The organism is Microbacterium sp. NPDC087868 (assembly GCF_044900755.1).
GTDB lineage: Bacteria > Actinomycetota > Actinomycetes > Actinomycetales > Microbacteriaceae > Microbacterium > Microbacterium galbinum.
In genome coordinates this window covers 783,906-806,912 of the sequence record NZ_JBJDNO010000001.1, presented here as the reverse complement: position 1 = coordinate 806,912, position 23,007 = coordinate 783,906, and the positions used below count along the sequence as shown (strand labels likewise).

The window sequence follows — 23,007 nt, the reverse complement described above, 5'->3', positions numbered from 1 at the left end:
GGCGTCACCATGGCTAGGGCGGCATGCGCCGTGCCCTAGAATCGGGGTCAGTCTCGTCGTGCGCTTCCCGCCCGAGTCCCGCTCCACGATTGGTGTTCCTTGCTTCCCGCTGCCGATTCGCTCGCGCCCGAGTGGCTCGCCGTTCCCGATGACGCGAATGATCTCGCGGCCGGTGTCTGGCCCGCGCGCGCCGCCCGAGACGCCGACGGCGTCCTGACCCTCGCCGGGGTGGATGCCGCGACCCTCGCCCGCACCTACGGCACCCCCCTTCTGGTGCTGGACGAGGACGAGGTGCGTCAGCGCGCACGGGAGTTCCGCCGGGCCTTCGACCAGGCGGCGTCGGAGCACGGCACGGTCGCGCAGGTGTACTACGCCGGCAAGGCGTTCCTCAGCGCCACCGTCGCGCGCTGGGTGGTCGACGAGGGACTCCGTGTCGACGTGTGCACCGGGGGAGAGCTCGAGGTCGCGCTGGCCGCGGGAGTCGCACCGGCATCCATCGGCTTCCACGGCAACAACAAGTCGACGCGCGAGCTCGAACGAGCGGTCGAGGTCGGTGTGGGCAGCATCATCGTCGACAGCGCGATCGAGATCGAGCGACTCGCGGCGATCACCGCCCGCGTGGACGCGGTGCAGCGTGTGCTCGTGCGCGTGATCAGCGGCGTGCACGCCGAGACCCACGACTTCCTCGCCACCGCGCACGAAGACCAGAAGTTCGGATTCCCGCTCGAGGATGCCGAGGTCGCCGTTGCTCGCATCCGAGAGATCCCCGGGCTCGACTTCGTGGGTCTGCACTGCCACATCGGGTCGCAGATCTTCGGCGTCGCCGGGTTCCGCGAGTCCGCCTCGCGCGTGCTCGAGCTGCACGCGGCCCTGCTCGAGGGCGGTGCGGTCCCGCAGATGAACCTGGGAGGCGGCTTCGGCATCGCCTACGTCCGCAGCGACGACCCCACTCCGATCGACGTCCTCGCCGGTGAGATCGTGTCCGCCGTCGCCGAGGGCTGCGCCGCGCGCGGCATCGCCGTGCCCGCGCTCTCGTTCGAGCCCGGTCGCGCGATCGTCGGAACGGCGGGCGTCACGCTCTACGAGGTCGGCACGACCAAGGACGTCACCATCGACTCCGGTGCCGTCCGGCGCTACATCAGCGTCGACGGCGGGATGAGCGACAACGCTCGCCCCGCGCTCTACGGGGCGCAGTACTCCGCGCGCATCGCCTCGCGCGTGGGGATCGGCGCCCCGCAGCTGAGTCGCGTGGTCGGCAAGCACTGCGAATCCGGCGACATCGTCGTCGATCACGAGTACCTGCCCTCCGATCTGGTACCGGGCGACCTGCTCGCCGTGCCGACGACGGGCGCGTACTGCGTCTCGCTGTCGAGCAACTACAACCATGTTCCGCGTCCGCCGGTCGTCGCCGTGCGCGACGGTCGCTCGAGGGTCATCGTCCGCGGTGAGACCATCGACGATCTCCTCTCCCGTGACGCGGGCATCGACGGGGCGAACGCCCCCGAGGGAGAGAAATGACCCACCTCCGAAGGAGCAACAATGGCTGAGTACCGACGACTTCGAGTGGCGCTTCTCGGCGCCGGAGCGGTCGGATCCCAGGTCGCCGACCTCCTGCTGCGCCACGGCGACGAGCTCGCCGACCGTGCGGGCGCCTCGCTGGAGCTCGCCGGCATCGCCGTGCGCGACGTCGATGCTCCGCGCGACGTCGACCTTCCGCGCGAGCTCTTCACCACGGATGCCGAGTCGCTGATCCTCGGATCCGACATCGTGATCGAGCTCATGGGTGGTATCGAGCCCGCACGCACGAGCATCCTGCAGGCGATCGGCTCCGGCGCCGATGTGGTCACGGCCAACAAGGCACTCCTCGCCACGCACGGTCCGGAGCTCTTCGAAGCCGCCGACCGTGTCGGTGCCTCGGTGCACTACGAGGCCGCTGCGGCCGGCGCCATCCCGATCATCCGCCCGCTGCGCGATTCACTCGCCGGCGACCGCATCGTGCGCATCATGGGCATCGTGAACGGCACGACGAACTACATCCTCGACCGCATGGACACCGAGGGCGCCGACTTCGCCGACGTGCTCGCCGACGCGCAGCGTCTCGGATACGCGGAGGCCGACCCCACGGCCGACGTCGAAGGCTACGACGCGGCGCAGAAGGCCGCGATCCTCGCGAGCCTGGCTTTCCACACCGCCGTGCCGCTCGACGCGGTCTACCGCGAGGGCATCACCACCGTCACCGCCTCGATGATCGAGGAGGCCCGTGCCGCGGGCTTCGTGATCAAGCTCCTCGCCGTGTGCGAGCGCCTCGACGTCGACGGAACCGAATCGATCTCGGTGCGCGTGTACCCGGCACTGGTACCGCACTCGCACCCGCTGGCGTCGGTGCACGGCGCCAACAACGCGGTGTTCGTCGAGGCCGAGGCCGCCGGTTCCCTGATGTTCTACGGCGCGGGCGCCGGTGGAGTGCAGACCGCGTCGGCCGTGCTCGGTGACGTCGTCTCCGCCGCTCGCCGCCATATCGCCGGCGGCGTGGGCGTCGGCGAGTCGACGCGGGCGAACCTGCCGGTCGTGCCCATCGGGCACGTCACGACCCGTTACCAGGTCACCCTCGAGGTCGCGGACGCTCCGGGTGTGCTCGCCACGGTCGCCGGCATCCTGAGCGACGGGGGCGTCTCGGTCGCCACGATCGTCCAGACGGTCGAGGGCGACGAGGAGCCCACCGCGCGACTCATCATCGGCACGCACCGGGCAGCCGAGCAGTCGCTCAGCGCCGCGGTCGCGGCACTCGCCGACAGCTCGGTCGTCGAGCGCGTCGTGTCGGTGCTGCGCGTGGAAGGCGAGTGACGGTGGCGGAAGGGCGCACGATCGAGGTCCGCGTTCCCGCCACGAGCGCGAACCTCGGGCCGGGATTCGACACCCTCGGCCTCGCACTCAGCGTCTACGACTCCCTCGTCGTCACCGAGCTCCCGGCGGGTGAACTCGACATCGAGGTGTCGGGTTCGGGCGCCGAGGAGATTCCGCGCGACGCGTCGAACCTGATCGTCCGCACGGTCGAGCACGTCTACGCCGATGCCGGCCGGCCGATGCCGGGGCTGCGGATCGTCGCCGAGAACGGCGTGCCGCACGGCCGCGGCCTGGGATCCTCCGGCGCGGCCGTGGTCGCCGGGGTCCTGATCGCGAAGGGCCTCCTCGCCGGAGACGTCGAGATCGGCGACTCCGATCTGCTGCGACTCGCGACCGAGCTCGAGGGGCACCCCGACAACGTCGCGCCCGCCCTCTTCGGCGGCCTGACGATCGCCTGGATGAGCGAGCGCGGTGCGCAGCACAAGAAGCTCCTCGTGCACCGGGGCGTCTCGCCCCTCGTGCTCGTGCCGGCGTACACGATGTCGACGTCGCAGGCGCGCTCTCTGCAGCCGCCGCAGGTGTCCACTGCGGATGCCGTGTTCAACGTGTCGCGTTCGGCGCTGTTGATCGCGGCGCTGACGCAGAGCCCCGAGCTCCTCCTCGACGCGACCGCCGATCGGCTGCACCAGGATTACCGCGCCGAGGCGATGCCCGAGACGCAGCGGCTGGTGCAAGCCCTGCGTGCCGCCGGTTTCGCCGCCGTGGTCTCCGGTGCCGGCCCCAGTGTGCTGGTGCTCGCCGACGGGCCGGGAAGTCGTCAGGACGCGGTCGAACTGGCCGGGCGAGTGACCGACACTCCGTGGGAATCCCTCCTGCTCGCCGTCGATGTGCGTGGTGGTACAGTGGGGGATCGAGCGGAGGGCTCCACGTAACGTCTTCGTGAATCTGGCCCCATTGCAACTCTTGCAAGACCCGCACGTCCAACCTCATGGCACAAGTGCCCAGGCCGGCTGGCGCCGAGCGTCAGCCCGTGCGAACGCGCGCAGCACCCGTTGCGCGTGTGGACCGCTCACTACCCCCGAGAAATAGAGGGAGTACTCGTGGAGAACTTCTCCGAGACCCAGAACGACCAGGCCGCCCCGGTCGTCGATGCCCCGGCAGCAGCCGGCACCGATGCATCCGCTGAGGCGGCACCCGCCCGCAAGCGCGCACCGCGACGTGCGACGACGGCGACCGCCGCCGCGAAGGCCGAGAAGGCGGCAGAGGCCGCGCCGGCCGCCGACGCGGCACCGGCCAAGGCAGATGCCGCAGGCGACAGCGCCGAGGCCGCTCCGAAGGCCAAGGCGCCGCGCCGCAGCCGCGCCAAGAAGGCGGATGCCGAGGCCCCCGCCGCGGAGTCCGCGGGCGAGACGCCCGCTGCGGAGAAGGCTGCCGAGAAGGCGGCTCCCGCCCAGGCCTCCGACGAGAAGTCGACGGAGAAGCCCGCTGACGCCGGTGCTGCGGATGCTTCCGCCGAGCAGGCCCCCAAGACCACGGGACGCGGTCGCCGCGCCCCGAAGAAGACGGCGGAGTCCGACGCTTCGGCCTCCGACGCCCCTGCCGCCGATTCCGCTGCCTCCGACAACGGTCCCGCCGCGGACAACGCCGGTGAGGGTGGCGACGGCGGAGACGAGCAGAGCGGTCGCGGCCGCAGCCGCAACCGCAGCCGCAACCGCGGACGCGGCCAGAACGGCTCCGGTGCCGCGCAGGAGCAGCAGGCGCAGCCCGCCGGCGACGACGAGCAGGGCGGCAACGGCCGCAACCGTCAGCGCAACAAGCGCCGCGGCAACGCGCAGACCGACGAGTTCGACACCGAGATCGGTGAGGACGACGTCCTGATCCCGGTCGCCGGCATCCTCGACGTGCTCGACAACTACGCCTTCGTCCGCACGACCGGTTACCTCGCCGGCCCCAGCGACGTCTACGTCTCGCTCGGGCAGGTCAAGAAGTACAACCTGCGCAAGGGCGACGCGGTCGTCGGCTCGATCAAGCAGCCCCGCGAGGGCGAGCAGCAGGGGCGCCAGAAGTACAACGCCCTGGTCAAGGTCGACTCGATCAACGGGCTGTCGATCGACGATGCCGCCACGCGCGTCGAGTTCGGCAAGCTCACGCCGCTCTACCCGCAGGAGCGCCTGCGCCTCGAGACCGCGCCCGAGAAGCTCACGCAGCGCATCATCGACCTGGTCGCGCCGATCGGCAAGGGCCAGCGCGGCCTGATCGTCGCGCCGCCGAAGGCCGGTAAGACGATCGTCCTGCAGCAGATCGCCAATGCGATCGCGCAGAACAACCCCGAGGTCCACCTCATGGTCGTGCTCGTCGACGAGCGCCCCGAAGAGGTCACCGACATGGAGCGCACGGTCAAGGGCGAGGTCATCGCCTCGACGTTCGACCGTCCGGCCGAGGACCACACCACGGTCGCCGAGCTCGCCATCGAGCGTGCGAAGCGCCTGGTCGAGCTCGGTCGCGACGTGGTCGTGCTGCTCGACTCGATCACCCGTCTCGGCCGCGCGTACAACCTGGCGGCTCCGGCTTCCGGCCGCGTGCTCACCGGTGGCGTCGACGCGTCGGCGCTCTACCCGCCCAAGCGCTTCTTCGGCGCCGCGCGCAACATCGAGAACGGCGGATCGCTCACGATCCTCGCCACGGCTCTCGTCGAGACCGGCTCCAAGATGGACGAGGTCATCTTCGAGGAGTTCAAGGGCACCGGCAACAGCGAACTGCGCCTGTCGCGTTCGCTCGCCGACAAGCGCATCTTCCCGGCCGTCGACGTGAACGCGTCGAGCACCCGTCGCGAAGAGATGCTGCTCTCCTCCGACGAGGTCAAGATCACCTGGAAGCTCCGTCGCGCCCTCGCCGGCCTCGACACCCAGCAGGCCCTCGAGGTCGTGCTCGGAAAGCTCAAGGAGACGCAGTCGAACGTCGAGTTCCTCGTGCAGATGCAGAAGTCGATCCCGACCCTGCCCGCAGGTTCGCACGACAACAACATCCGCTGAGCGGAGAGTCCGTGTTCGAGTCCGTCCAGGCTCTGATCGACGAGCACCGCCGGGTCCAGGAGGAACTCTCCGACCCGGCGGTGCACGCCGACGCCGCGCGTGCCAAGCGTGTGAACCGCCGCTATGCCGAGCTGTCGCGCATCGTCGCCGCGTACGAGGCGTGGGTCGCGGCATCCGACGACCTGGATGCCGCGCGCGAGCTCGCTCGTGAGGACGAGGCCTTCGCGGCGGAGGTCCCCGGACTCGAGGCCGGACTGCAGGCCGCGCAGGAGAAGCTCCGGCGACTCCTCATCCCGCGTGACCCGGATGACGCCCGTGACGTGATCATGGAGATCAAGGCGGGGGAGGGCGGCGCCGAGAGCGCGCTCTTCGCGGCCGATCTGCTGCGCATGTACGTGCAGTACGCGGCGTCGATGGGATGGAAGACCGAGCTGCTCGAGCGCAACGAGTCCGACCTCGGTGGCTATAAGGACGTCCAGGTCGCGATCAAGGGCTCCTCCACCGACCCGGCGCAGGGCGTCTGGGCGCACCTCAAGTACGAGGGTGGTGTGCACCGCGTGCAGCGCGTGCCGGCGACCGAGTCGCAGGGACGCATCCACACCTCGACCACCGGTGTGCTCGTCTTCCCCGAGGTCGACGAGCCCGACGAGATCGAGATCAACCAGAACGATCTCAAGATCGATGTCTTCCGCTCTTCGGGGCCGGGTGGGCAGTCGGTCAACACGACCGACTCCGCGGTGCGCATCACGCACGTCCCGACGGGCATCGTCGTCTCGATGCAGAACGAGAAGTCGCAGCTGCAGAACCGCGAGGCGGGAATGCGCGTGCTCCGTGCGCGGCTGCTCGCGAAGCAGCAGGAGGAGCTCGATGCGGCGGCATCCGATGCTCGACGGTCGCAGATTCGCGGTATGGACCGGTCCGAGCGGATCCGCACCTACAACTTCCCCGAGAACCGCATCGCCGATCACCGCACGGGATTCAAGGCCTACAACCTCGATCAGGTGATGGACGGCGCGCTCGGACCGATCATCGACTCGGCGATCACGACCGACGAAGAGGCCCGGCTCGCCGCCGTCGGCACCGAGTCCTGATCCGCACGCCCCCGGAGCGCTAGGCTCGGCGCGTGATCACATTCCTCTTCCGCACCCTCATCTACATCGTGTCCGCGGGGCTCGGGCTGATCGCCGCCGATCTCCTGCTCGACGGGTTCCAGATCGAGTGGTCGAAGTGGTGGGGCTTCGTGCTCTGCATTCTGATCTTCGCGCTGCTGCAGAGCATCCTCTCGCCGTGGATCAGCAAGATCGCCGACCGCTACGCGCCGGTGCTGCTCGGTGGAATCGGCATCTTCTCGACCCTGGTGGCGTTGATCATCGTCGTGCTGCTGCCCATCGGCGGTCTGCGCATCGTCGATGTCACCGGCTGGTTGCTCGGCGCGGTGATCGTCTGGCTCATCACGGCGCTGGGCACGGTGCTGCTGCCGCTGATCTTCCTCAAGCGCCGAGTCGGCGACGCGCGCGAGAAGCGCGATCGTCACGCACGCTGACCGGACTCAGATCGAGTAGTCCGGCACGGTGAGCAGCGCGCGCGTGTCTTCGCCGCTCGCGCGCTGACGCGGTTTGGCCGGGACGCCGACGAGCACGCTGTCCGCGGGCGCATCCCGGGTGACGACGGCGTTCGCTCCGACGAAGGAGTGCGCCCCGATCGTCACGGGTCCGAGGATCTTCGCTCCGGCTCCGACGGCGACACCGTCGCCGAGTGTGGGGTGGCGTTTGCCGGTCGAGCGCGAGCGCCCACCGAGCGTGACCCCGTGGTACAGCATCACGTCGTCGCCGATCTCCGAGGTCTCGCCGATCACGACGCCCATGCCGTGGTCGATGAAGAAGCGGCGGCCGATCCGGGCCCCCGGATGGATCTCGATGCCCGTGAACCAGCGGGTGAGCTGCGAGTTGGCGCGTGCGAGGAAACGCAGCCGCCGTCGCCACAGCGCATGCGAGACGCGGTGCGCCCAGATGGCATGGAGTCCGGGGTACAGCAGTGCGACCTCCGCGGCGCTGCGGGCAGCAGGATCGCGGAGCCGGGCAGCGGCGATGTCCTCGCGCATTCGACCGATCATGCGGTGGTCGTCAGTCCTCGCGCAGGTCCGCGAACAGCGCGGTCGACAGGTAGCGCTCCCCGGTGTCGGGAAGGACGACGACGATGTTCTTCCCCGCGTTCTCGGGGCGGGAAGCGACCTGCAGGGCTGCCCACGTCGCTGCGCCGCACGACATGCCGACGAGGAGACCCTCGCGGGCGGCCAGCTCCCGAGCCACCCGGATGGCGTCGTCGAACTCGACGGGGATCACCTCGTCGATCACCTCACGGTCGAGGATCGCGGGGACGAAATTCGGCCCGATGCCCTGGATCTTGTGCGGGCCGGGGTGGCCCTCGCTGAGCATGGGGGAGTCCTTGGGCTCGACGGCGATGACCTGTACACCGGGCTTGGCGGCCTTGAGCGCCTGTCCGGTGCCGGTGACGGTGCCACCGGTGCCGACGCCGGCGACGAAGATGTCGACCTCGCCGTCCGCGTCGCGGAGGATCTCCTGTGCGGTGGTCTCACGGTGGATCTGCGGGTTCGCGGCGTTCTCGAACTGCCGCACCCACACCGCGCCCGGGGTGTCGGCGACGATCTGCTTCGTGATCTCGATCGCACCGCTCATGCCCTTGGTCGGGTCGGTGAGGACGATCTCTGCGCCGAAAGCCTTGAGCAGCACACGGCGCTCCTTCGACATGGACGCGGGCATGGTGAGGATCACCTTGTAGCCGCGCGCTGCCCCGACCATCGCCAGGGCGATGCCGGTGTTGCCGCTGGTCGACTCCACGATCGTGCCGCCCGGCTGCAGTTCACCGGATGCTTCGGCGGCGTTGATCATCGCGATGCCGATGCGGTCCTTCACGCTGGAGGCGGGGTTGTAGTACTCGAGCTTCGCGAGGACGGTGGCGCCGAGGCCCTCGGTCACGCGGTTCAGACGGACCAGCGGCGTGTTGCCGAACGCGGTCGTGATGTCGGAGTGGATGCCGGGCATGGAGGAGCCTTCCTGTGCGGGTCGCTTCGCTCTCAGCCTATGGGAGGGGTACGGGGGAGAGGGCAATGTGACACCCGGCGGGCGCTCTACGCTGGAGATCATGCCCGACACGTCTTTCGCCGCACTCGTCCGTGCGGCAGCTCAGCGCCTCGCCGATGTCGGTGTGACCGATCCACTCGTCGACGCGGAGCTCCTGGTCGGCCACGTGCGGGGTCTGCGTCGCGGCGAGGTGCAGGCGGCCGTCGTCCGAGGCGACGTGATGAGCGACGCGGATGCCGAGCGGCTCCATGCGCTCGTGACGCGCCGGGAGTCGCGGGAACCCCTGCAGCACATCACCGGCACCGCGCCGTTCCGGCATCTCGAACTGGCCGTAGGCCCCGGGGTGTTCGTCCCCCGACCCGAGACGGAGATGGTGGTGCAGCACGCGATCGACGCGCTCCTGCACGCACCCGATCCGCAGCCGATCGGCATCGATCTCGGCACGGGCAGCGGGGCGATCGCACTCGCGATGGCGACCGAGGTGCCGCACGCACGGATCTACGCCGCGGAGCTCTCGCCCGAGGCGCACGCGTGGGCGAGCCGCAACACCGCCGATGCCGAGAACCTTACGCTGGTGCTCGCCGACATGGCGGATGCCTTCCCCGACCTCGCCGGTGCCGCCAGCGTCGTCATCTCGAACCCGCCGTACGTGCCGGACTCGGCGATCCCGCGCGACCCCGAGGTGCGCCTCTTCGACCCGGCGATGGCGCTGTACGGCGGCGAGGACGGTCTCGATCTCGTGCGCGCGCTCAGCACCAATGCTCTGCGGCTCCTCCGTCCCGGCGGGCTGCTGGTGATCGAGCACGGTGAACTCCAAGGGGCCGAGATCCGCGGCATCCTCGAGCGCGACGACTGGCGTGCCGCGGCGACGCACCGCGACCTCACCCTGCGCGACCGCGCCACCACGGCCATCCGTCCCTGATCCGCTCTCTCGGCGGCCTCCCGTAGAATCGGAACGACATGTCCTCCATCTTCGACTGCGGCGACGAGGCGCAGCTGCTCGCCGGTATGCGCCATGCACGCCAGGCGATCGGCCGCGGTGAACTCATCGTCATGCCCACCGATACCGTCTACGGCGTGGCCGCCGACGCCTTCTCGCCCGCTGCCGTGCAGCGGCTGCTCGATGCGAAGGGACGGGGGCGCGATCAGCCGCCGCCCGTCCTCATCGGCAGCAAGGAGACGCTGACGGCTCTCGCGGAGTCGGTCCCGGAGCCGGTTCAACGCCTCGTCGACGCCTTCTGGCCCGGCGGGTTGACCATCGTGCTCCCTGCTCAGCCCTCGCTCGTCTGGGATCTCGGCGAGACCCGGGGAACCGTCGCCGTGCGGATGCCCGAGGGGCGCGTGGCGCTGGAGCTGCTGGCCGAGACCGGACCGCTCGCGGTCTCGAGCGCGAACCTCACGGGTCAGGCCGCAGCGATCTCGGCCTTCGACGCCGAGAAGATGCTCGGCGACAGCGTCGCCGTCTACCTCGCAGACGGAATGAGCCGCGACGGTGTGGCCTCGACGATCGTCGATGCCACCTCGCTCGTTCGTCCGCCGGCGGATTCGGATGCCGGACGCGTGCGCATCCTGCGTAACGGGGCGATCAGCCGGGAGCAGCTGGAGGAGGTGCTCGGCGATCTGCTCGAGCCCGCTCCGGAGCCGGATTCCGCGGCGCCCGCGCCTCGACAGGACGGGGATTCGTGAAGCAGTACCTCTTCACGATCATCCTGACCGCCGCGATCACCTTCGTACTGACCTGGGCGGTCCTGCGGGTGAGCCTGCGGTTCAAGCTGTACCCCGAGATCCGTGATCGCGATGTGCACACGCGTCCCACTCCGCGGCTCGGCGGGGTCGCGATCTTCCTCGGCATCGCCGCCGCGATGGGGATCTCGGCAGCGAACCCCTTCTTCCAGAGCATCTGGATGCCGCCGCAGACGATGTGGTCCATCCTCGGAGCCGCACTGCTGATCGCCGTGATCGGCGTCGTCGACGACCTGTGGGACCTCGACTGGATGATCAAGCTCGGCGCGCAGTTCCTCGCGGCCGGGATCCTCACGATCGGGGGAGGGCTGCAGATCCTCTCCCTCCCGTTCGGCGATCTCATCGTCTTCTCGAGCTGGCTGAGCATCACGATCACGATGTTCGCGATCGTCGTGGTCATGAACGCCGTCAACTTCATCGACGGCCTCGACGGCCTCGTCGCCGGGGTCTGCCTCATCGCCAACGGCGTCTTCTTCGCCTACTCCTACATCTTCACGCGCGACTCCGGTGCCTCGAGCTACTTCAACCTCTCGACCTTCATCGCCGCCGTCCTCATCGGCGCCTGCATCGGTTTCCTGCCCTGGAACTGGAGTCCGGCGAAGCTGTTCATGGGCGACTCGGGCGCACTCGTGCTCGGCCTGCTGATGGCCGTCTCCGCGATCTCCCTCACCGGGCAGATGGACCCCTCCGCGCTCGACCCCGAGCGTCTCGGGCGGTCCCAGCTGCTCGGTGCGTTCATCCCGATCCTGCTGCCGCTGATGGTGGTGCTGCTGCCGTTGCTCGATTTCGGCCTGGCGGTGCTGCGCCGCATGCACGCCGGCAAGTCGCCGTTCTCGCCGGACCGCAAGCACCTGCACCACCGTATGCTCGACCTCGGTCACCGCGACCGTGATGCCGTCCTCATCTTCTACGCCTGGACGGCGGTGATCTCGCTCGCCGTCCTCCTCATGTACGTAGGCGCCCGCGAGGACTGGCCGGGCCAGTACCTTCCCGGTGTGGGATTCGGTGTGGTCGGGATCGCGGCCTGCCTGGTTCTCACCCTGAAGCCCTCGCGACGTGCGATCGCCGCAACCCCCGACTCCGACCCGACCCCCGTGGAGCCCTCATGAGTCCGAACCCCGTTTCCAGCACGCCGATCCTGCGACGCACTCTCATCTGGTCGGGAGTCGCCACCGTGGTCCTCGCGATCGCCGCGGCGGTCGTGGGCTACCTCGTCGGGCAGGAGAACGGACTGATCAGCGGCCTGCTCGGTGTGCTCATCGCCGCCGTGTTCCTCGGGATCACCGATGCGAGCATCCTGATCGCGAACCGGTGGTTCGGCGAGCCGCTCTACGTCCAGTTCTTCTTCGCGATCGTGCTCGGCGGGTGGCTGCTCAAGCTGATCGTGTTCTTCCTCGGCGTCATCGTCCTCAAGGACCAGCCCTGGCTCGACCCCGTGATCTTCTTCGTCGCGATCGTCGCCGGCGTGCTGATGTCGCTGATCGTCGACGCCGTCGTCCTCATGACGATGCGCCTGCCGAATGTCAGCGATGCATCGCTTCCCTCGGTCGCCCCGGAGGACGTCGCTCCGGGGGCCCCGACCGCCGACGAGGACCCTCAGAGGTCTTAGGGCCGCCTCATACTCTGATAGTGTTGAAACGTGCCCGCCGCTCGCCCGCGAGCGCTTGCGCTGTGAAGCACACCGACCATCGTCGCCCCGGTTCTGACCGGTGCCCCGAAGCTGGAGCCCGCGCTGTTTAATCTTGCTGCGACCCTGACGCCACGACTTGCCACCGATGACGAGTTCCACGCTCCGTCGATCGCGGAGTTCTTCCCCGATGCGGTGTTCCAGATCGGCGACCTGGTCATCCACCGCATCCACCTGATCCAGTTCCTGGCCACGATCGCGGTCGTGCTGATCCTCTGGCTCGGAACGCGCAACATGCGCGTCGTCCCCGGGCGCTTCCAGAGCCTCGTCGAGATGGGCCTCGACTTCGTGCGAGTTAACGTCGCCGAGGACCTGCTCGGGCGCAAGGACGGCCGTCGCTTCCTGCCGATCCTCGCCACCATCTTCTTCATGGTGCTGTTCATGAACATCACGGGAATCATCCCGTTCCTGAACATCGCGGGTACGAGCATCATCGCGGTCCCGCTGCTGCTGGCCGTCGTCAGCTACGTCACCTTCATCTACGCCGGCATCAAGAAGAGCCCCAAGGGCTTCTTCAAGAACTCGCTGTTCCCGTCGGGCGTCCCCCCGTTCCTCTACATCATCGTGACGCCGCTCGAGTTCCTCTCGACGTTCATCATCCGGCCCGTCACGCTGACCCTCCGACTGCTGATGAACATGATCGTCGGGCACCTGATGCTCGTCCTGTTCTTCTCCGCAACGCAGTTCTTCGTCATCACTCTCGGAGGGTGGTGGACGGCACTCGGCGCGGGCACGCTCGCGTTCGGCTTCGCGTTTACCCTGTTCGAGATCCTGGTGGCGTTCCTGCAGGCCTACGTCTTCACCATCCTCACCGCGGTCTACATCCAGCTCGCGGTCGCAGAAGAGCACTGAGCGGGTCGGCAACAACCGCCTTCCCACCCAACGAAAGGAAAAACCCGTGGACGCAACTACGGTTCTCGCTGAAATCTCCGGCAACATCGGCACCGTCGGCTACGGCCTCGCGGCTATCGGACCGGCCATCGGCGTGGGTATCGTCGTCGGCAAGACGATCGAGGGCGTCGCCCGTCAGCCCGAGCTGGCCGGTCGCCTCCAGGTCCTCATGTGGATCGGTATCGCCTTCACCGAGGCGCTCGCCTTCATCGGCATCGCGACCTACTTCATCTTCCAGTCCTGACAGACACCCTCTGCGATAAGGAGACAGGATGCTGAACGCTCTTGTCACGTACGCGGCGGAGGAGGCGGACCACAATCCGCTCATCCCCGCCTGGTACGACATCATCTGGTCGGCGGTCTGCTTCGTCGTGATCCTGGTCGTCGTCTGGAAGGTGGCGCTTCCCAAGCTCTACACCCTCCTCGACGCTCGCTCCAACGCGATCGAGGGCAACATCGCCAAGGCCGACGAGGCCCAGAAGCAGGCCGAGGCGGCTCTCGAGGAGTACACCCGTCAGCTCGCCGAGGCACGCACCGAGGCCGGTGAGATCCGAGAGGCCGCCCGCGAGGACGGCAAGAAGATCGTCGCCGAGGCCAAGGATGCCGCTTCGTCCGAAGCAGCTCGCATCACGGCGACCGCGCACACGCAGATCGAGGCCGAGCGTCAGACCGCTCTCGTTTCGCTGCGCAGCGAGGTCGGCACGCTGGCCATCGACCTCGCCGGTGGCGTCGTCGGTGAGACGCTCTCCGACGATGCCCGCGCGACGGCGGTCGTCGACCGCTTCCTCGCCGACCTCGAAGCATCCGAGAAGGCGGCTCAGTAATGGGCAGCGCGACCACTCAGGCACTCGCGGCATCCATCCAGACGCTTGCCGCAGCGAAGGACGTCACCCTCGACACCGCGCGGGAGCTCTTCGCCGCCGCGCACGCCGTGGGCGATTCGTCTCAGCTGAGCGGCGCGCTGGCTGACCCGGCGGCCCCCGCAGCGGCACGGCAGAACGTCGTGACCGCGGTGTTCGGCGGGCTGTCGGCGAACACGCAGGCCGTGCTCAAGACGGTCGTCTCGGAACGCTGGTCCAACGCCGACGAGCTCGTCGACGGCATCGACGAGCTCGCGATCCGTGCCTCGGCGATCGCCGAGGCAGGCGCCGACATCGAGGGGGAGCTGTTCGGCTTCTCCCGCGTCGTCGCCGCGAACCCCGAGCTCGAGCTCGCACTGGGAAGCCGTCTCGGCGGTCAGGACGCGAAGTCGGCTCTCGTCGAGCGTCTGCTCTCCGGAGCGACCAGCGCCCCCGCGGCCCTGATCGTCTCCTCCCTCGTGCGTCAGCCGCGCGGGCGGCGGATCCGTCAGCTCCTCAACCGCGCCATGCGGATCGTCTCCGACCAGCGTGACCGCGTCGTCGCGACGGTCTACAGCGCGAGCGAGCTGAACGACGCGCAGCGCGCCCGCCTCGGCGAAGCGCTCTCGCGACGCTACGACGGTCAGGTGGCGCTCAACGTCGTCATCGACCCGACGATCATCGGTGGTCTGCGCGTGCAGATCGCCGACGACGTGATCGACGGCAGCATCTCCGCACGACTCGCCGACCTTCGCCAGAAGCTCGCGGGCTAACACGACTTCGCGCGGGGAACCGCGCACCCAGATACAAAGGGAAGACAATGGCAGAACTATCGATCAGCCCCGACGTCATCCGTGACGCGCTGAAGGACTTCGCCGCCGCTTACGAGCCCACCGGGGCCGCGGCGACCGAGGTCGGCACGGTCATCGACGCCGCTGATGGCATCGCGCACGTCGAAGGACTGCCCGGTGTCATGGCGAACGAGCTCGTGATCTTCGCCGACGGCACCAAGGGCCTCGCCCAGAGCCTCGACGAGCACGAGATCGGCGTCGTGGTCCTCGGCGACTTCGCCGGCATCGAGGCCGGTCAGGAGGTCACCCGCACGGGTGAGGTCCTCTCCGTCCCCGTCGGCGACGGCTACCTCGGCCGCGTCGTAGACCCGCTCGGAAACCCGATCGACGGCCTCGGCGCGATCGCCACCGAGGCCGTCCGCGAGCTCGAGCTGCAGGCGCCCGGCGTCATGCAGCGCAAGTCGGTGCACGAGCCGATGCAGACCGGCATCAAGGCCATCGACGCGATGATCCCCGTCGGCCGCGGCCAGCGTCAGCTGATCATCGGTGACCGCCAGACCGGTAAGACGGCCATCGCGATCGACACGATCATCAACCAGAAGGCCAACTGGGAGTCGGGCGACGTCAACAAGCAGGTTCGCTGCATCTACGTCGCCATCGGCCAGAAGGGCTCGACCATCGCTTCGGTGAAGGGCGCGCTCGAAGAGGCCGGTGCTCTGGAGTACACCACGATCGTGGCCGCTCCGGCATCCGACCCCGCGGGCTTCAAGTACCTCGCCCCCTACACCGGTTCGGCCATCGGTCAGCACTGGATGTACGGCGGCAAGCACGTCCTCATCATCTTCGACGACCTGTCGAAGCAGGCCGAGGCCTACCGCGCCGTCTCCCTTCTGCTGCGCCGCCCGCCGGGCCGCGAGGCTTACCCGGGTGACGTCTTCTACCTGCACTCGCGTCTGCTCGAGCGTTGCGCGAAGCTGTCCGACGAGCTCGGCGCCGGTTCCATGACGGGCCTCCCGATCATCGAGACCAAGGCGAACGACGTCTCGGCGTACATCCCGACCAACGTGATCTCGATCACCGACGGCCAGATCTTCCTGCAGTCCGACCTCTTCAACGCCAACCAGCGTCCGGCGGTCGACGTGGGTATCTCGGTGTCGCGAGTCGGTGGTGACGCTCAGGTCAAGTCGATCAAGAAGGTCTCCGGAACGCTGAAGCTCGAGCTCGCGCAGTACCGCTCGCTCGAGGCGTTCGCGATGTTCGCCTCCGACCTCGACGCCGCCTCGCGTCGTCAGCTGTCGCGCGGTGCACGTCTGACCGAGCTGCTCAAGCAGCCGCAGTACTCGCCGTACCCGGTCGAGGAGCAGGTCGTCTCGATCTGGGCCGGAACCAACGGCAAGCTCGACACGATCGAGGTCGAGGACGTCCTGCGCTTCGAGCGCGAACTGCTCGACTACCTGCGTCGCAACACCTCGGTGCTCGACACCCTGCGTGAGACCAACGTCCTCAGCGACGACACGGTCGCGGAGCTCGAGAAGCACACGGATGCCTTCGTCCTGGAGTTCCAGGGTGGCAAGGGACACGCCATCGGCGCCCCGGGTCACGAGGAGCACGCCGCTGCGGAGGCAGACGACGTCAACCAGGAGAAGATCGTCAAGGGTCGTCGCGCGTAATCGCGTGAGGTACTGATTTCATGGGCGCTCAACTCAGGGTCTACAAGCAGAAGATCAGTTCTGCTCAGACGACCAAGAAGATCACGAAGGCGATGGAACTCATCGCGGCTTCGCGCATCCAGAAGGCGATGGCACGCGTCAAGGCGTCCACCCCCTTCGCGCGAGCTGTGACGAGGGCCGTGTCCGCCGTCGCGACGCACTCGAACGTCGACCACCCGCTCACCCGTGAGCCCGAGAACATCAGCCGCTCCGCGGTCGTGATCTTCTCGTCGGACCGCGGTCTCGCCGGTGCCTTCAACTCGCAGATCCTCCGTGAGGGTCTCGAGGTGGCGGAGCTGCTGCGCGGTCAGGGCAAGGAGCCGGTGTTCTACCTCGTCGGTCGCAAGGCCGTCGGCTACTTCCAGTTCCGTCGCATCGCGGCGGCAGCGGAGTGGACCGGCGACACCGACACCCCGTCGTTCCACACGGCCGAAGAGATCTCGTCGACTCTGCTCGACGCGTTCTCGCGCGGCGGTGCGGGCGGCGGCGTCGACGAGATCCACCTCGTGTACAACCGCTTCGTCAGCATGATGACGCAGTCGCCGGAGTCCGTGCGCCTGCTTCCGCTGGAGATCGCGGAGGCCGACGAGTCGGAGGCGGGCAGCGCTGTCTACCCGCTCTACGAATTCGAGCCCGACGCCGAGACCGTGCTCGACGCGATCCTGCCGGTGTACATCCAGAGCCGCGTCTTCAACGCCCTCCTGCAGTCGTCTGCCGCCAAGCAGGCTGCGACGCAGAAGGCGATGAAGTCCGCCAGCGACAACGCCGACAAGCTCATCACCGACTACACCCGTCTGCGCAACAACGCGCGCCAGGCGGAGATCACGCAGCAGATCGCGGAGATCGTCGGCGGCGCCGACGCCCTCTCGTCTGGCAAATAGACCATCAGGAAAGAGACGAAGAAATGACCACCACCGCTACGGCTGACCAGCCCGCGACCGCGGTCGTCGGGCGCGTCGCACGCGTCAACGGTCCGGTTGTCGACATCGAGTTCCCGCACGACTCGATCCCCGGCATCTACAACGCGCTGAAGACGACGATCACCATCGGCGAGGAGTCGACCGAGATCACCCTCGAGGTCGCTCAGCACCTCGGTGACGAGCTCGTCCGCGCCATCGCCCTGAAGCCGACCGACGGCATCGTCCGCGGCCAGGAGGTTCGCGACACCGGAGAGGCCATCTCGGTCCCGGTCGGCGACATCACCAAGGGCAAGGTCTTCAACGTGATCGGCGAGGTCCTCAACGGCGAGCCCGGTGAGACCCTCGAGGTCACGGAGCGCTGGCCGATCCACCGCAAGGCGCCCAACTTCGACCAGCTCGAGTCGAAGACCACGATGTTCGAGACGGGCATCAAGTCCATCGACCTCCTCACCCCGTACGTCCAGGGTGGAAAGATCGGTCTGTTCGGTGGAGCCGGTGTCGGTAAGACCGTCCTCATCCAGGAGATGATCCAGCGTGTCGCGCAGGACCACGGTGGAGTCTCGGTGTTCGCCGGTGTCGGTGAGCGCACCCGTGAGGGCAACGACCTGATCCACGAGATGGAAGAGGCGGGCGTCTTCGACAAGACCGCGCTCGTGTTCGGCCAGATGGACGAGCCGCCGGGGACGCGTCTTCGCGTCGCACTGTCGGCTCTGACGATGGCGGAGTACTTCCGCGACGTGCAGAAGCAGGACGTGCTGCTCTTCATCGACAACATCTTCCGCTTCACGCAGGCCGGTTCCGAGGTCTCCACGCTTCTCGGCCGTATGCCGTCCGCCGTGGGTTACCAGCCGAACCTCGCCGACGAGATGGGTGTGCTCCAGGAGCGCATCACCTCGACGCGTGGTCACTCGATCACCTCGCTGCAGGCGATCTACGTGCCGGCCGATGACTACACCGACCCGGCTCCGGCGACCACCTTCGCCCACCTCGACGCGACGACCGAGCTCTCTCGTGAGATCGCTTCGAAGGGTCTGTACCCGGCCATCGACCCGCTGACCTCGACGTCGCGCATCATGGACCCCCGCTACCTGGGCGAGGACCACTACCGCGTCGCCACGACGGTCAAGCAGATCCTCCAGAAGAACAAGGAGCTGCAGGAGATCATCGCCATCCTCGGTGTCGATGAGCTCTCCGAGGAGGACAAGATCGTCGTGTCGCGTGCGCGTCGCATCCAGCAGTTCCTCTCGCAGAACACCTACATGGCCAAGAAGTTCACGGGTGTCGAGGGTTCGACCGTCCCGCTCAAGGAGACCATCGAGTCCTTCGATGCGATCACCCGCGGTGACTTCGACCACGTGGCCGAGCAGGCCTTCTTCAACGTCGGTGGTATCGGCGACGTCGAAGAGCGCTGGGCGCAGATCCAGAAGGAGAACGCCTGACCATGGCGCTCAACGTCAGCCTCGTCTCCGCCGACGCGGAGGTCTGGACGGGGGAAGCGAGCCTCGTGATCGCCAAGACCGTCGAGGGTGAGATCGGCTTCATGTCCGGTCACGAGCCGGTGCTGGCCATCCTCGCCGAGGGCCAGGTCCGGATCACCCAGACCGATGGCACCAAGGTGCTCGCGAACGCGCAGGACGGGTTCCTCTCGATGGAGGGCAACGTCCTGACGATCGTCGCCGGCAACGCGGCGCTCATCGCCTAGCAGTCGACTACATGCGTCCGCCTCGGACCCGGTCTCCGGGTTCCGAGGCGGACGCATCTGCATTCCCCGAGGACTCATGAAGATCCTTCTCCCTCCATCCGAGACCAAGCATCCCGGCGGTACCGGTGATCCACTCGATCCCGCGGCACTGGCCCTGCCGGGTCTGCACGACCATCGCACGGCGGTGATCGACGCTCTCGTCGATCTCGCGGCCGATGAGGAGCAGGCTCGACGGGTGCTGAAGCTGAGCGAACGCCAGGTGGGCGACATCGCCCATAATCGGATGCTGCGGAGCGCACCGACGATGCCCGCGATCGACCGCTACACCGGAGTGCTCTTCGATGCGCTCGACGCGCGCACGCTCTCTGCGGCGTCACGCCGCTGGCTGGGGGAGCACGTGTGGATCCACTCGGCGCCGTTCGGGCCGGTCGGAGCGCTCGACGGCATTCCTCCCTACCGGCTCGCGGCGGGCACCGCCCTCCCGGGACTGGTGGCGATGCGCCGGCACTGGGCCGATGCCACCAGCGCCGCCCTCGCCGAAACGGAACCCGCGTTCGTCCTGGATCTGCGGAGCGAAGCCTACGTCGCACTGGGACCGATTCCCACTTCCGTGCCGTCGGCCTACGTCCGGGTCGTCACCGACGACGGCGACGGGGGAGCGCGGGCTCTCAACCATTTCAACAAGAAGTCGAAGGGTCAGCTCGTCCGCGCTCTTGCGGAGAGCCGGCCGCGGATCGGCTCGTTGCGATCGCTCCTCACCTGGGCATCGAAACACGACATCGTCCTTCGGCGCACCGAAGACGACCGGGTGCTCGAGCTGGTCGTCACGGAGTGACGCCCGTCCGCGCATGGGGAGATGTCCCCGTGCGTGTCGTTGCCGCGTCGTTATCTGCACCGCTATGGTGGGTCTCGCGGCGTGGATTGCGCCACCAATTCGGATCCGGAGGGGATCATGAATCCTTACTACGACTCGAGCTACTGGGCATTCCTCGGTGGCGTCATCATCTTCAGCGTCATCATCGGCCTCGCCGCCTACGTGCTCGTCTCCCTCTTCTTCATGAAGATCTTCGAGAAGGCCGGTGTCGAGGGCAAGTGGCGCGCGTGGGTGCCTGTGTACAACTACATGGTCTTCGCGAAGCTGGGCGACATGTCGCCCTGGCCGGTGCTGATCGTGATCGGTCTTTCGTTCATCCCGTACCTGAACTTCCTCACCGGACTCGCGGCGGCAGCGCTCTTCGCCGTCATCGCGTGGCGCGTCGGACTCAAGCTCCAGAAGGATGCGGTGTGGGTGGTCCTGTGGATCTTCCTCTCCATCGTCTGGCTCGGCATCAACGCGTTCGACAAGTCGCGATGGAACCCGAACATCCAGCCCGCTCCGTGGGCCGGAAACGGATTCTTCGCCGACCGCACCGTCTGGGCGGGCATCCCCGTCCAGCCTTCTGCCGCCGCCCCGCAGGCCGGATACGGCGCTCCCGGTTACGGCGCGGCTCCGCAGGGGTACGCACCTCCCGCTCCGCAGGGCTACGCCCCGCCGGCTCAGCCCGGATACGCACCTCCCGCACAGCCCGGATACGGCACCCCCGCGGCGCCCCCGGCGAGTGCACCCGCGACCCCGCCCGCGCCGCCTGCTCCGGCCGCGCCGCCCGCGACTCCGCCGGCACCGCCCGCCGCTCCGCCGGCACCGCCCGCTGCTCCGCCGGCACCGCCGACGGACCCCACGCAGCCTCCGGCCTGATCGTCCCGTGCGAAGAGCCCTCGACCTCACGGTCGGGGGCTCTTCCCGTCTTCGCGGCGCTTCGGCCCGTCGCCGAAAACCGGCACGCCGCTGGGATAGCGTGAGGGCATGGTCATGTCACAGCGCCGCGTCGGTGCGTCCGGACTCCTCGTCTCCGCCACCGGCCTCGGATGCAACAACTTCGGGCGGGCCGGCACCGCCACCGAGACGATCGAGGGCACGCGCGAGGTGATCTCCGCGGCGATCGCCAACGGCATCACCCTGTTCGACACGGCGGACATGTACGGCGCCGTGGCCGGAACGAGTGAGACGCTCATGGGGGAGGCCCTCCAGGGGCGACGCGACAGCGTCGTGCTCGCGACGAAGTTCGGTCACGAACGCGACATGGGCTACGCCTTCCCCGCAGCCCGAGGATCTCGGCGCTACGTCCGTCGCGCGGTCGAGGAGTCCCTGCGTCGTCTGCAGACGGACTGGATCGATCTGTATCAGTTGCACCTGCCCGATCCCGAGACGCCGATCGCCGAGACCACCGATGCTCTCGACGAGCTGGTCCGTGAGGGCAAGGTCCGCTATTACGGTCACTCGAACTTCACCGGTTGGCAGATCGCCGAGGCCGAGTTCACCTCCACCGCTCGCTCGAGCGGTCGCTTCGTCTCGGCGCAGAACCACTACTCGCTGCTCGCCCGTGCCGCCGAGAGGGAGGTCCTCCCCGCGGTCGAACGGTACGGGCTGGGCTTCTTCCCGTTCTTCCCCCTCCACAACGGGCTGCTCACGGGCAAGTTCACCCGCGAGGGTGGACCCGCGAGCAGCCGGATCATGTCGTCTCGGCGTCACGTATGGGAGAACGCGCCGTGGGAGGCGTTGGAGGCGTATCGCGTGTTCTGCGAGGAACGCGGGATCACGATGGTCGAGGCGACGTTCGGCTGGTTGCTGTCCCGTCCCGCGGTCTCCAGTGTCATCGCGGGCGCGACGTCGGCGGCGCAGGTGGAGTCGAATGCGCGCGCCGGCGATGCATGGCGACCCGACGCCGAGGAGCTCGCCGTCATCGATGCGCTCTTCCCCCTGCCTCAGGACCCGGGGGCGCAGGTGTGAGCGCAACCAGCGATTCGACTACGATGTGTGAGTACCTCGCGGCCGTCCGATCCGCCGTGGGACCATCGGAGGCAGCACGTGGCTGAGACGACAACGACGACGCGTAGCGTCACGGTCGCGCAGCGCCCGCTGCTGCTCTCCTGGGCGGGCACGACTGATCAGGGGCGCCGCCGCGACACGAATCAGGATGCATTCCTTGCGGAGTATCCGCTGTTCATCGTCGCCGATGGAATGGGTGGACACGCAGGAGGCGAGATCGCCAGCCGCAGCACGGTTCAGCGGCTGCAGGCACTGGTCGATGACGGATCCGTGGAGCGGCCGGCGATCGAGAAGGCGCTCGAACTCGCGGTGGCGGACATCGCGGATCACCCCGAGACCACCGACGAGGGAACCGGGACCACGCTGACCGGCGTGTTCCTGGAGCTTCAGGACGGGGAGCCGCACTGGGTGTCGCTGAACATCGGCGACTCACGCGTGTACCTCCTGCGCGACGATCGCCTCGTGCAGGTGACCACCGATCACTCGGTCGTCCAGGAACTCATCACGGCGGGGAAGCTGAGCCCGGAGGAAGCGGAAGGGCATCCCTACAGCAACGTGATCACACGCGCGGTCGGGGCGAGCGAGCTGACGCCGCCGGACTACCTGACGATCGAGGTCCGCGCCGGCGATCGGTTCGTGATCTGTTCCGACGGACTCACCAAGGAGCTCACCGACTACGGCATCCAGCACTTCCTGCGGGAGAACCCCGAACCGGGGCCGGCCGTCGACGCGATGCTCGCCGCGGCCCTCGAGAACGGCGGCCGAGACAATGTCACCGTCATCATCGTCCAGGTGACCGATCCTGCGGACTCCTCCTCCACAACGGACGAGAACGGCGAATAGCCCCGATCGCCTGTGAGCGGAGACCCTCCGCCGATCCCC

General features: G+C 68.1%; 24 protein-coding genes. 22 read left to right on the top strand and 2 right to left on the bottom strand.

Features of this window, described 5'->3' with window-relative positions:
* Positions 1-99 precede the first annotated feature (99 nt).
* From lysA to ACI2JZ_RS04010, 6 genes are all read left to right on the top strand, one after another.
* A complete protein-coding gene (gene lysA, locus ACI2JZ_RS04035) occupies positions 100-1,518 on the top strand; it encodes a diaminopimelate decarboxylase (RefSeq protein ID WP_247632441.1) in 1,419 nt (472 codons plus the stop codon).
* Positions 1,519-1,539: 21 nt separating this feature from the next.
* Entirely contained in the window at positions 1,540-2,844 is a 1,305-nt protein-coding gene (locus ACI2JZ_RS04030; RefSeq protein ID WP_247955967.1) for a homoserine dehydrogenase, read from the top strand.
* Positions 2,841-3,776 carry a homoserine kinase gene (thrB, locus tag ACI2JZ_RS04025; RefSeq protein ID WP_247622791.1) on the top strand — a complete coding sequence of 312 codons (936 nt, stop codon included), beginning with the start codon at positions 2,841-2,843 and terminating at the stop codon, positions 3,774-3,776. Before ACI2JZ_RS04030 ends, thrB begins: the two co-directional genes overlap by 4 nt.
* Before the next feature lie 168 nt (positions 3,777-3,944).
* A complete protein-coding gene (rho, locus tag ACI2JZ_RS04020; protein WP_404596573.1) occupies positions 3,945-5,876 on the top strand; it encodes a transcription termination factor Rho in 1,932 nt (643 codons plus the stop codon).
* Positions 5,877-5,887: 11 nt separating this feature from the next.
* Positions 5,888-6,967 carry a peptide chain release factor 1 gene (gene prfA / locus ACI2JZ_RS04015; RefSeq protein WP_404596572.1) on the top strand — a complete coding sequence of 360 codons (1,080 nt, stop codon included), beginning with the start codon at positions 5,888-5,890 and terminating at the stop codon, positions 6,965-6,967.
* Positions 6,968-6,999: 32 nt separating this feature from the next.
* The gene (locus ACI2JZ_RS04010; RefSeq protein WP_404596571.1) at positions 7,000-7,419 is read left to right on the top strand and encodes a hypothetical protein; all 420 of its coding nucleotides are present in this window, start codon (positions 7,000-7,002) and stop codon (positions 7,417-7,419) included.
* 6 nt (positions 7,420-7,425) lie between these two features.
* Here the strand turns inward: ACI2JZ_RS04010 and epsC are convergent, their stop codons facing one another.
* Both epsC and cysK read right to left on the bottom strand, forming a co-directional pair.
* Positions 7,426-7,989 carry a serine O-acetyltransferase EpsC gene (gene epsC / locus ACI2JZ_RS04005; protein WP_404596570.1) on the bottom strand — a complete coding sequence of 188 codons (564 nt, stop codon included), beginning with the start codon at positions 7,987-7,989 and terminating at the stop codon, positions 7,426-7,428.
* Between the two features lie 10 nt (positions 7,990-7,999).
* Positions 8,000-8,938, bottom strand: coding sequence for a cysteine synthase A (cysK, locus tag ACI2JZ_RS04000; protein ID WP_404596569.1), 939 nt, complete (start codon positions 8,936-8,938; stop codon positions 8,000-8,002).
* Positions 8,939-9,038: 100 nt separating this feature from the next.
* On the opposite strand from cysK, the gene prmC reads away from it, so the two are divergent.
* The 16 genes from prmC (at position 9,039) to ACI2JZ_RS03920 (ending at position 22,968) form a co-directional block, all read left to right on the top strand.
* Positions 9,039-9,899, top strand: a complete 861-nt coding sequence (prmC, locus tag ACI2JZ_RS03995) for a peptide chain release factor N(5)-glutamine methyltransferase (RefSeq protein WP_404596568.1) — start codon at positions 9,039-9,041, stop codon at positions 9,897-9,899.
* Positions 9,900-9,937: 38 nt separating this feature from the next.
* The gene (locus tag ACI2JZ_RS03990) at positions 9,938-10,663 is read left to right on the top strand and encodes an L-threonylcarbamoyladenylate synthase (RefSeq protein WP_404596567.1); all 726 of its coding nucleotides are present in this window, start codon (positions 9,938-9,940) and stop codon (positions 10,661-10,663) included.
* Positions 10,660-11,829, top strand: coding sequence for a glycosyltransferase family 4 protein (locus ACI2JZ_RS03985; RefSeq protein ID WP_247622783.1), 1,170 nt, complete (start codon positions 10,660-10,662; stop codon positions 11,827-11,829). The genes ACI2JZ_RS03990 and ACI2JZ_RS03985 overlap by 4 nt, the downstream gene beginning before the upstream one ends.
* Positions 11,826-12,329, top strand: a complete 504-nt coding sequence (locus tag ACI2JZ_RS03980) for a hypothetical protein (protein ID WP_404596566.1) — start codon at positions 11,826-11,828, stop codon at positions 12,327-12,329. Before ACI2JZ_RS03985 ends, ACI2JZ_RS03980 begins: the two co-directional genes overlap by 4 nt.
* A gap of 123 nt (positions 12,330-12,452) precedes the next feature.
* Positions 12,453-13,259, top strand: a complete 807-nt coding sequence (atpB, locus tag ACI2JZ_RS03975; protein WP_372491578.1) for a F0F1 ATP synthase subunit A — start codon at positions 12,453-12,455, stop codon at positions 13,257-13,259.
* A gap of 46 nt (positions 13,260-13,305) precedes the next feature.
* Entirely contained in the window at positions 13,306-13,542 is a 237-nt protein-coding gene (gene atpE, locus ACI2JZ_RS03970; protein ID WP_045258877.1) for an ATP synthase F0 subunit C, read from the top strand.
* Positions 13,543-13,570: 28 nt separating this feature from the next.
* Positions 13,571-14,122, top strand: a complete 552-nt coding sequence (locus ACI2JZ_RS03965; RefSeq protein ID WP_247622780.1) for a F0F1 ATP synthase subunit B — start codon at positions 13,571-13,573, stop codon at positions 14,120-14,122.
* Positions 14,122-14,910, top strand: coding sequence for a F0F1 ATP synthase subunit delta (locus ACI2JZ_RS03960; RefSeq protein ID WP_247622779.1), 789 nt, complete (start codon positions 14,122-14,124; stop codon positions 14,908-14,910). Before ACI2JZ_RS03965 ends, ACI2JZ_RS03960 begins: the two co-directional genes overlap by 1 nt.
* A 47-nt stretch (positions 14,911-14,957) precedes the next feature.
* Positions 14,958-16,598: a F0F1 ATP synthase subunit alpha gene (gene atpA, locus ACI2JZ_RS03955; RefSeq protein ID WP_247622778.1), complete on the top strand. Its 1,641-nt coding sequence runs from the start codon at positions 14,958-14,960 to the stop codon at positions 16,596-16,598.
* Positions 16,599-16,618: 20 nt separating this feature from the next.
* On the top strand, positions 16,619-17,518 hold the full coding sequence (locus tag ACI2JZ_RS03950; protein WP_247622777.1) for a F0F1 ATP synthase subunit gamma: 900 nt from the start codon (positions 16,619-16,621) through the stop codon (positions 17,516-17,518).
* A 23-nt stretch (positions 17,519-17,541) separates the two neighbouring features.
* Positions 17,542-18,996 (top strand): F0F1 ATP synthase subunit beta, encoded by a 1,455-nt coding sequence (gene atpD, locus ACI2JZ_RS03945; protein WP_247622776.1) that lies wholly within the window; start codon positions 17,542-17,544, stop codon positions 18,994-18,996.
* A 2-nt stretch (positions 18,997-18,998) separates the two neighbouring features.
* Positions 18,999-19,259 (top strand): F0F1 ATP synthase subunit epsilon, encoded by a 261-nt coding sequence (locus ACI2JZ_RS03940; RefSeq protein ID WP_247622775.1) that lies wholly within the window; start codon positions 18,999-19,001, stop codon positions 19,257-19,259.
* Between the two features lie 76 nt (positions 19,260-19,335).
* Positions 19,336-20,094, top strand: a complete 759-nt coding sequence (locus tag ACI2JZ_RS03935; RefSeq protein ID WP_404596565.1) for a YaaA family protein — start codon at positions 19,336-19,338, stop codon at positions 20,092-20,094.
* 117 nt (positions 20,095-20,211) lie between these two features.
* Positions 20,212-20,994 (top strand): large exoprotein, encoded by a 783-nt coding sequence (locus ACI2JZ_RS03930; RefSeq protein ID WP_404596564.1) that lies wholly within the window; start codon positions 20,212-20,214, stop codon positions 20,992-20,994.
* Positions 20,995-21,102: 108 nt separating this feature from the next.
* A complete protein-coding gene (locus ACI2JZ_RS03925; RefSeq protein ID WP_404596563.1) occupies positions 21,103-22,086 on the top strand; it encodes an aldo/keto reductase in 984 nt (327 codons plus the stop codon).
* 78 nt (positions 22,087-22,164) lie between these two features.
* Positions 22,165-22,968, top strand: a complete 804-nt coding sequence (locus ACI2JZ_RS03920; RefSeq protein WP_336640546.1) for a protein phosphatase 2C domain-containing protein — start codon at positions 22,165-22,167, stop codon at positions 22,966-22,968.
* The last annotated feature ends 39 nt before the right edge of the window (positions 22,969-23,007 follow it).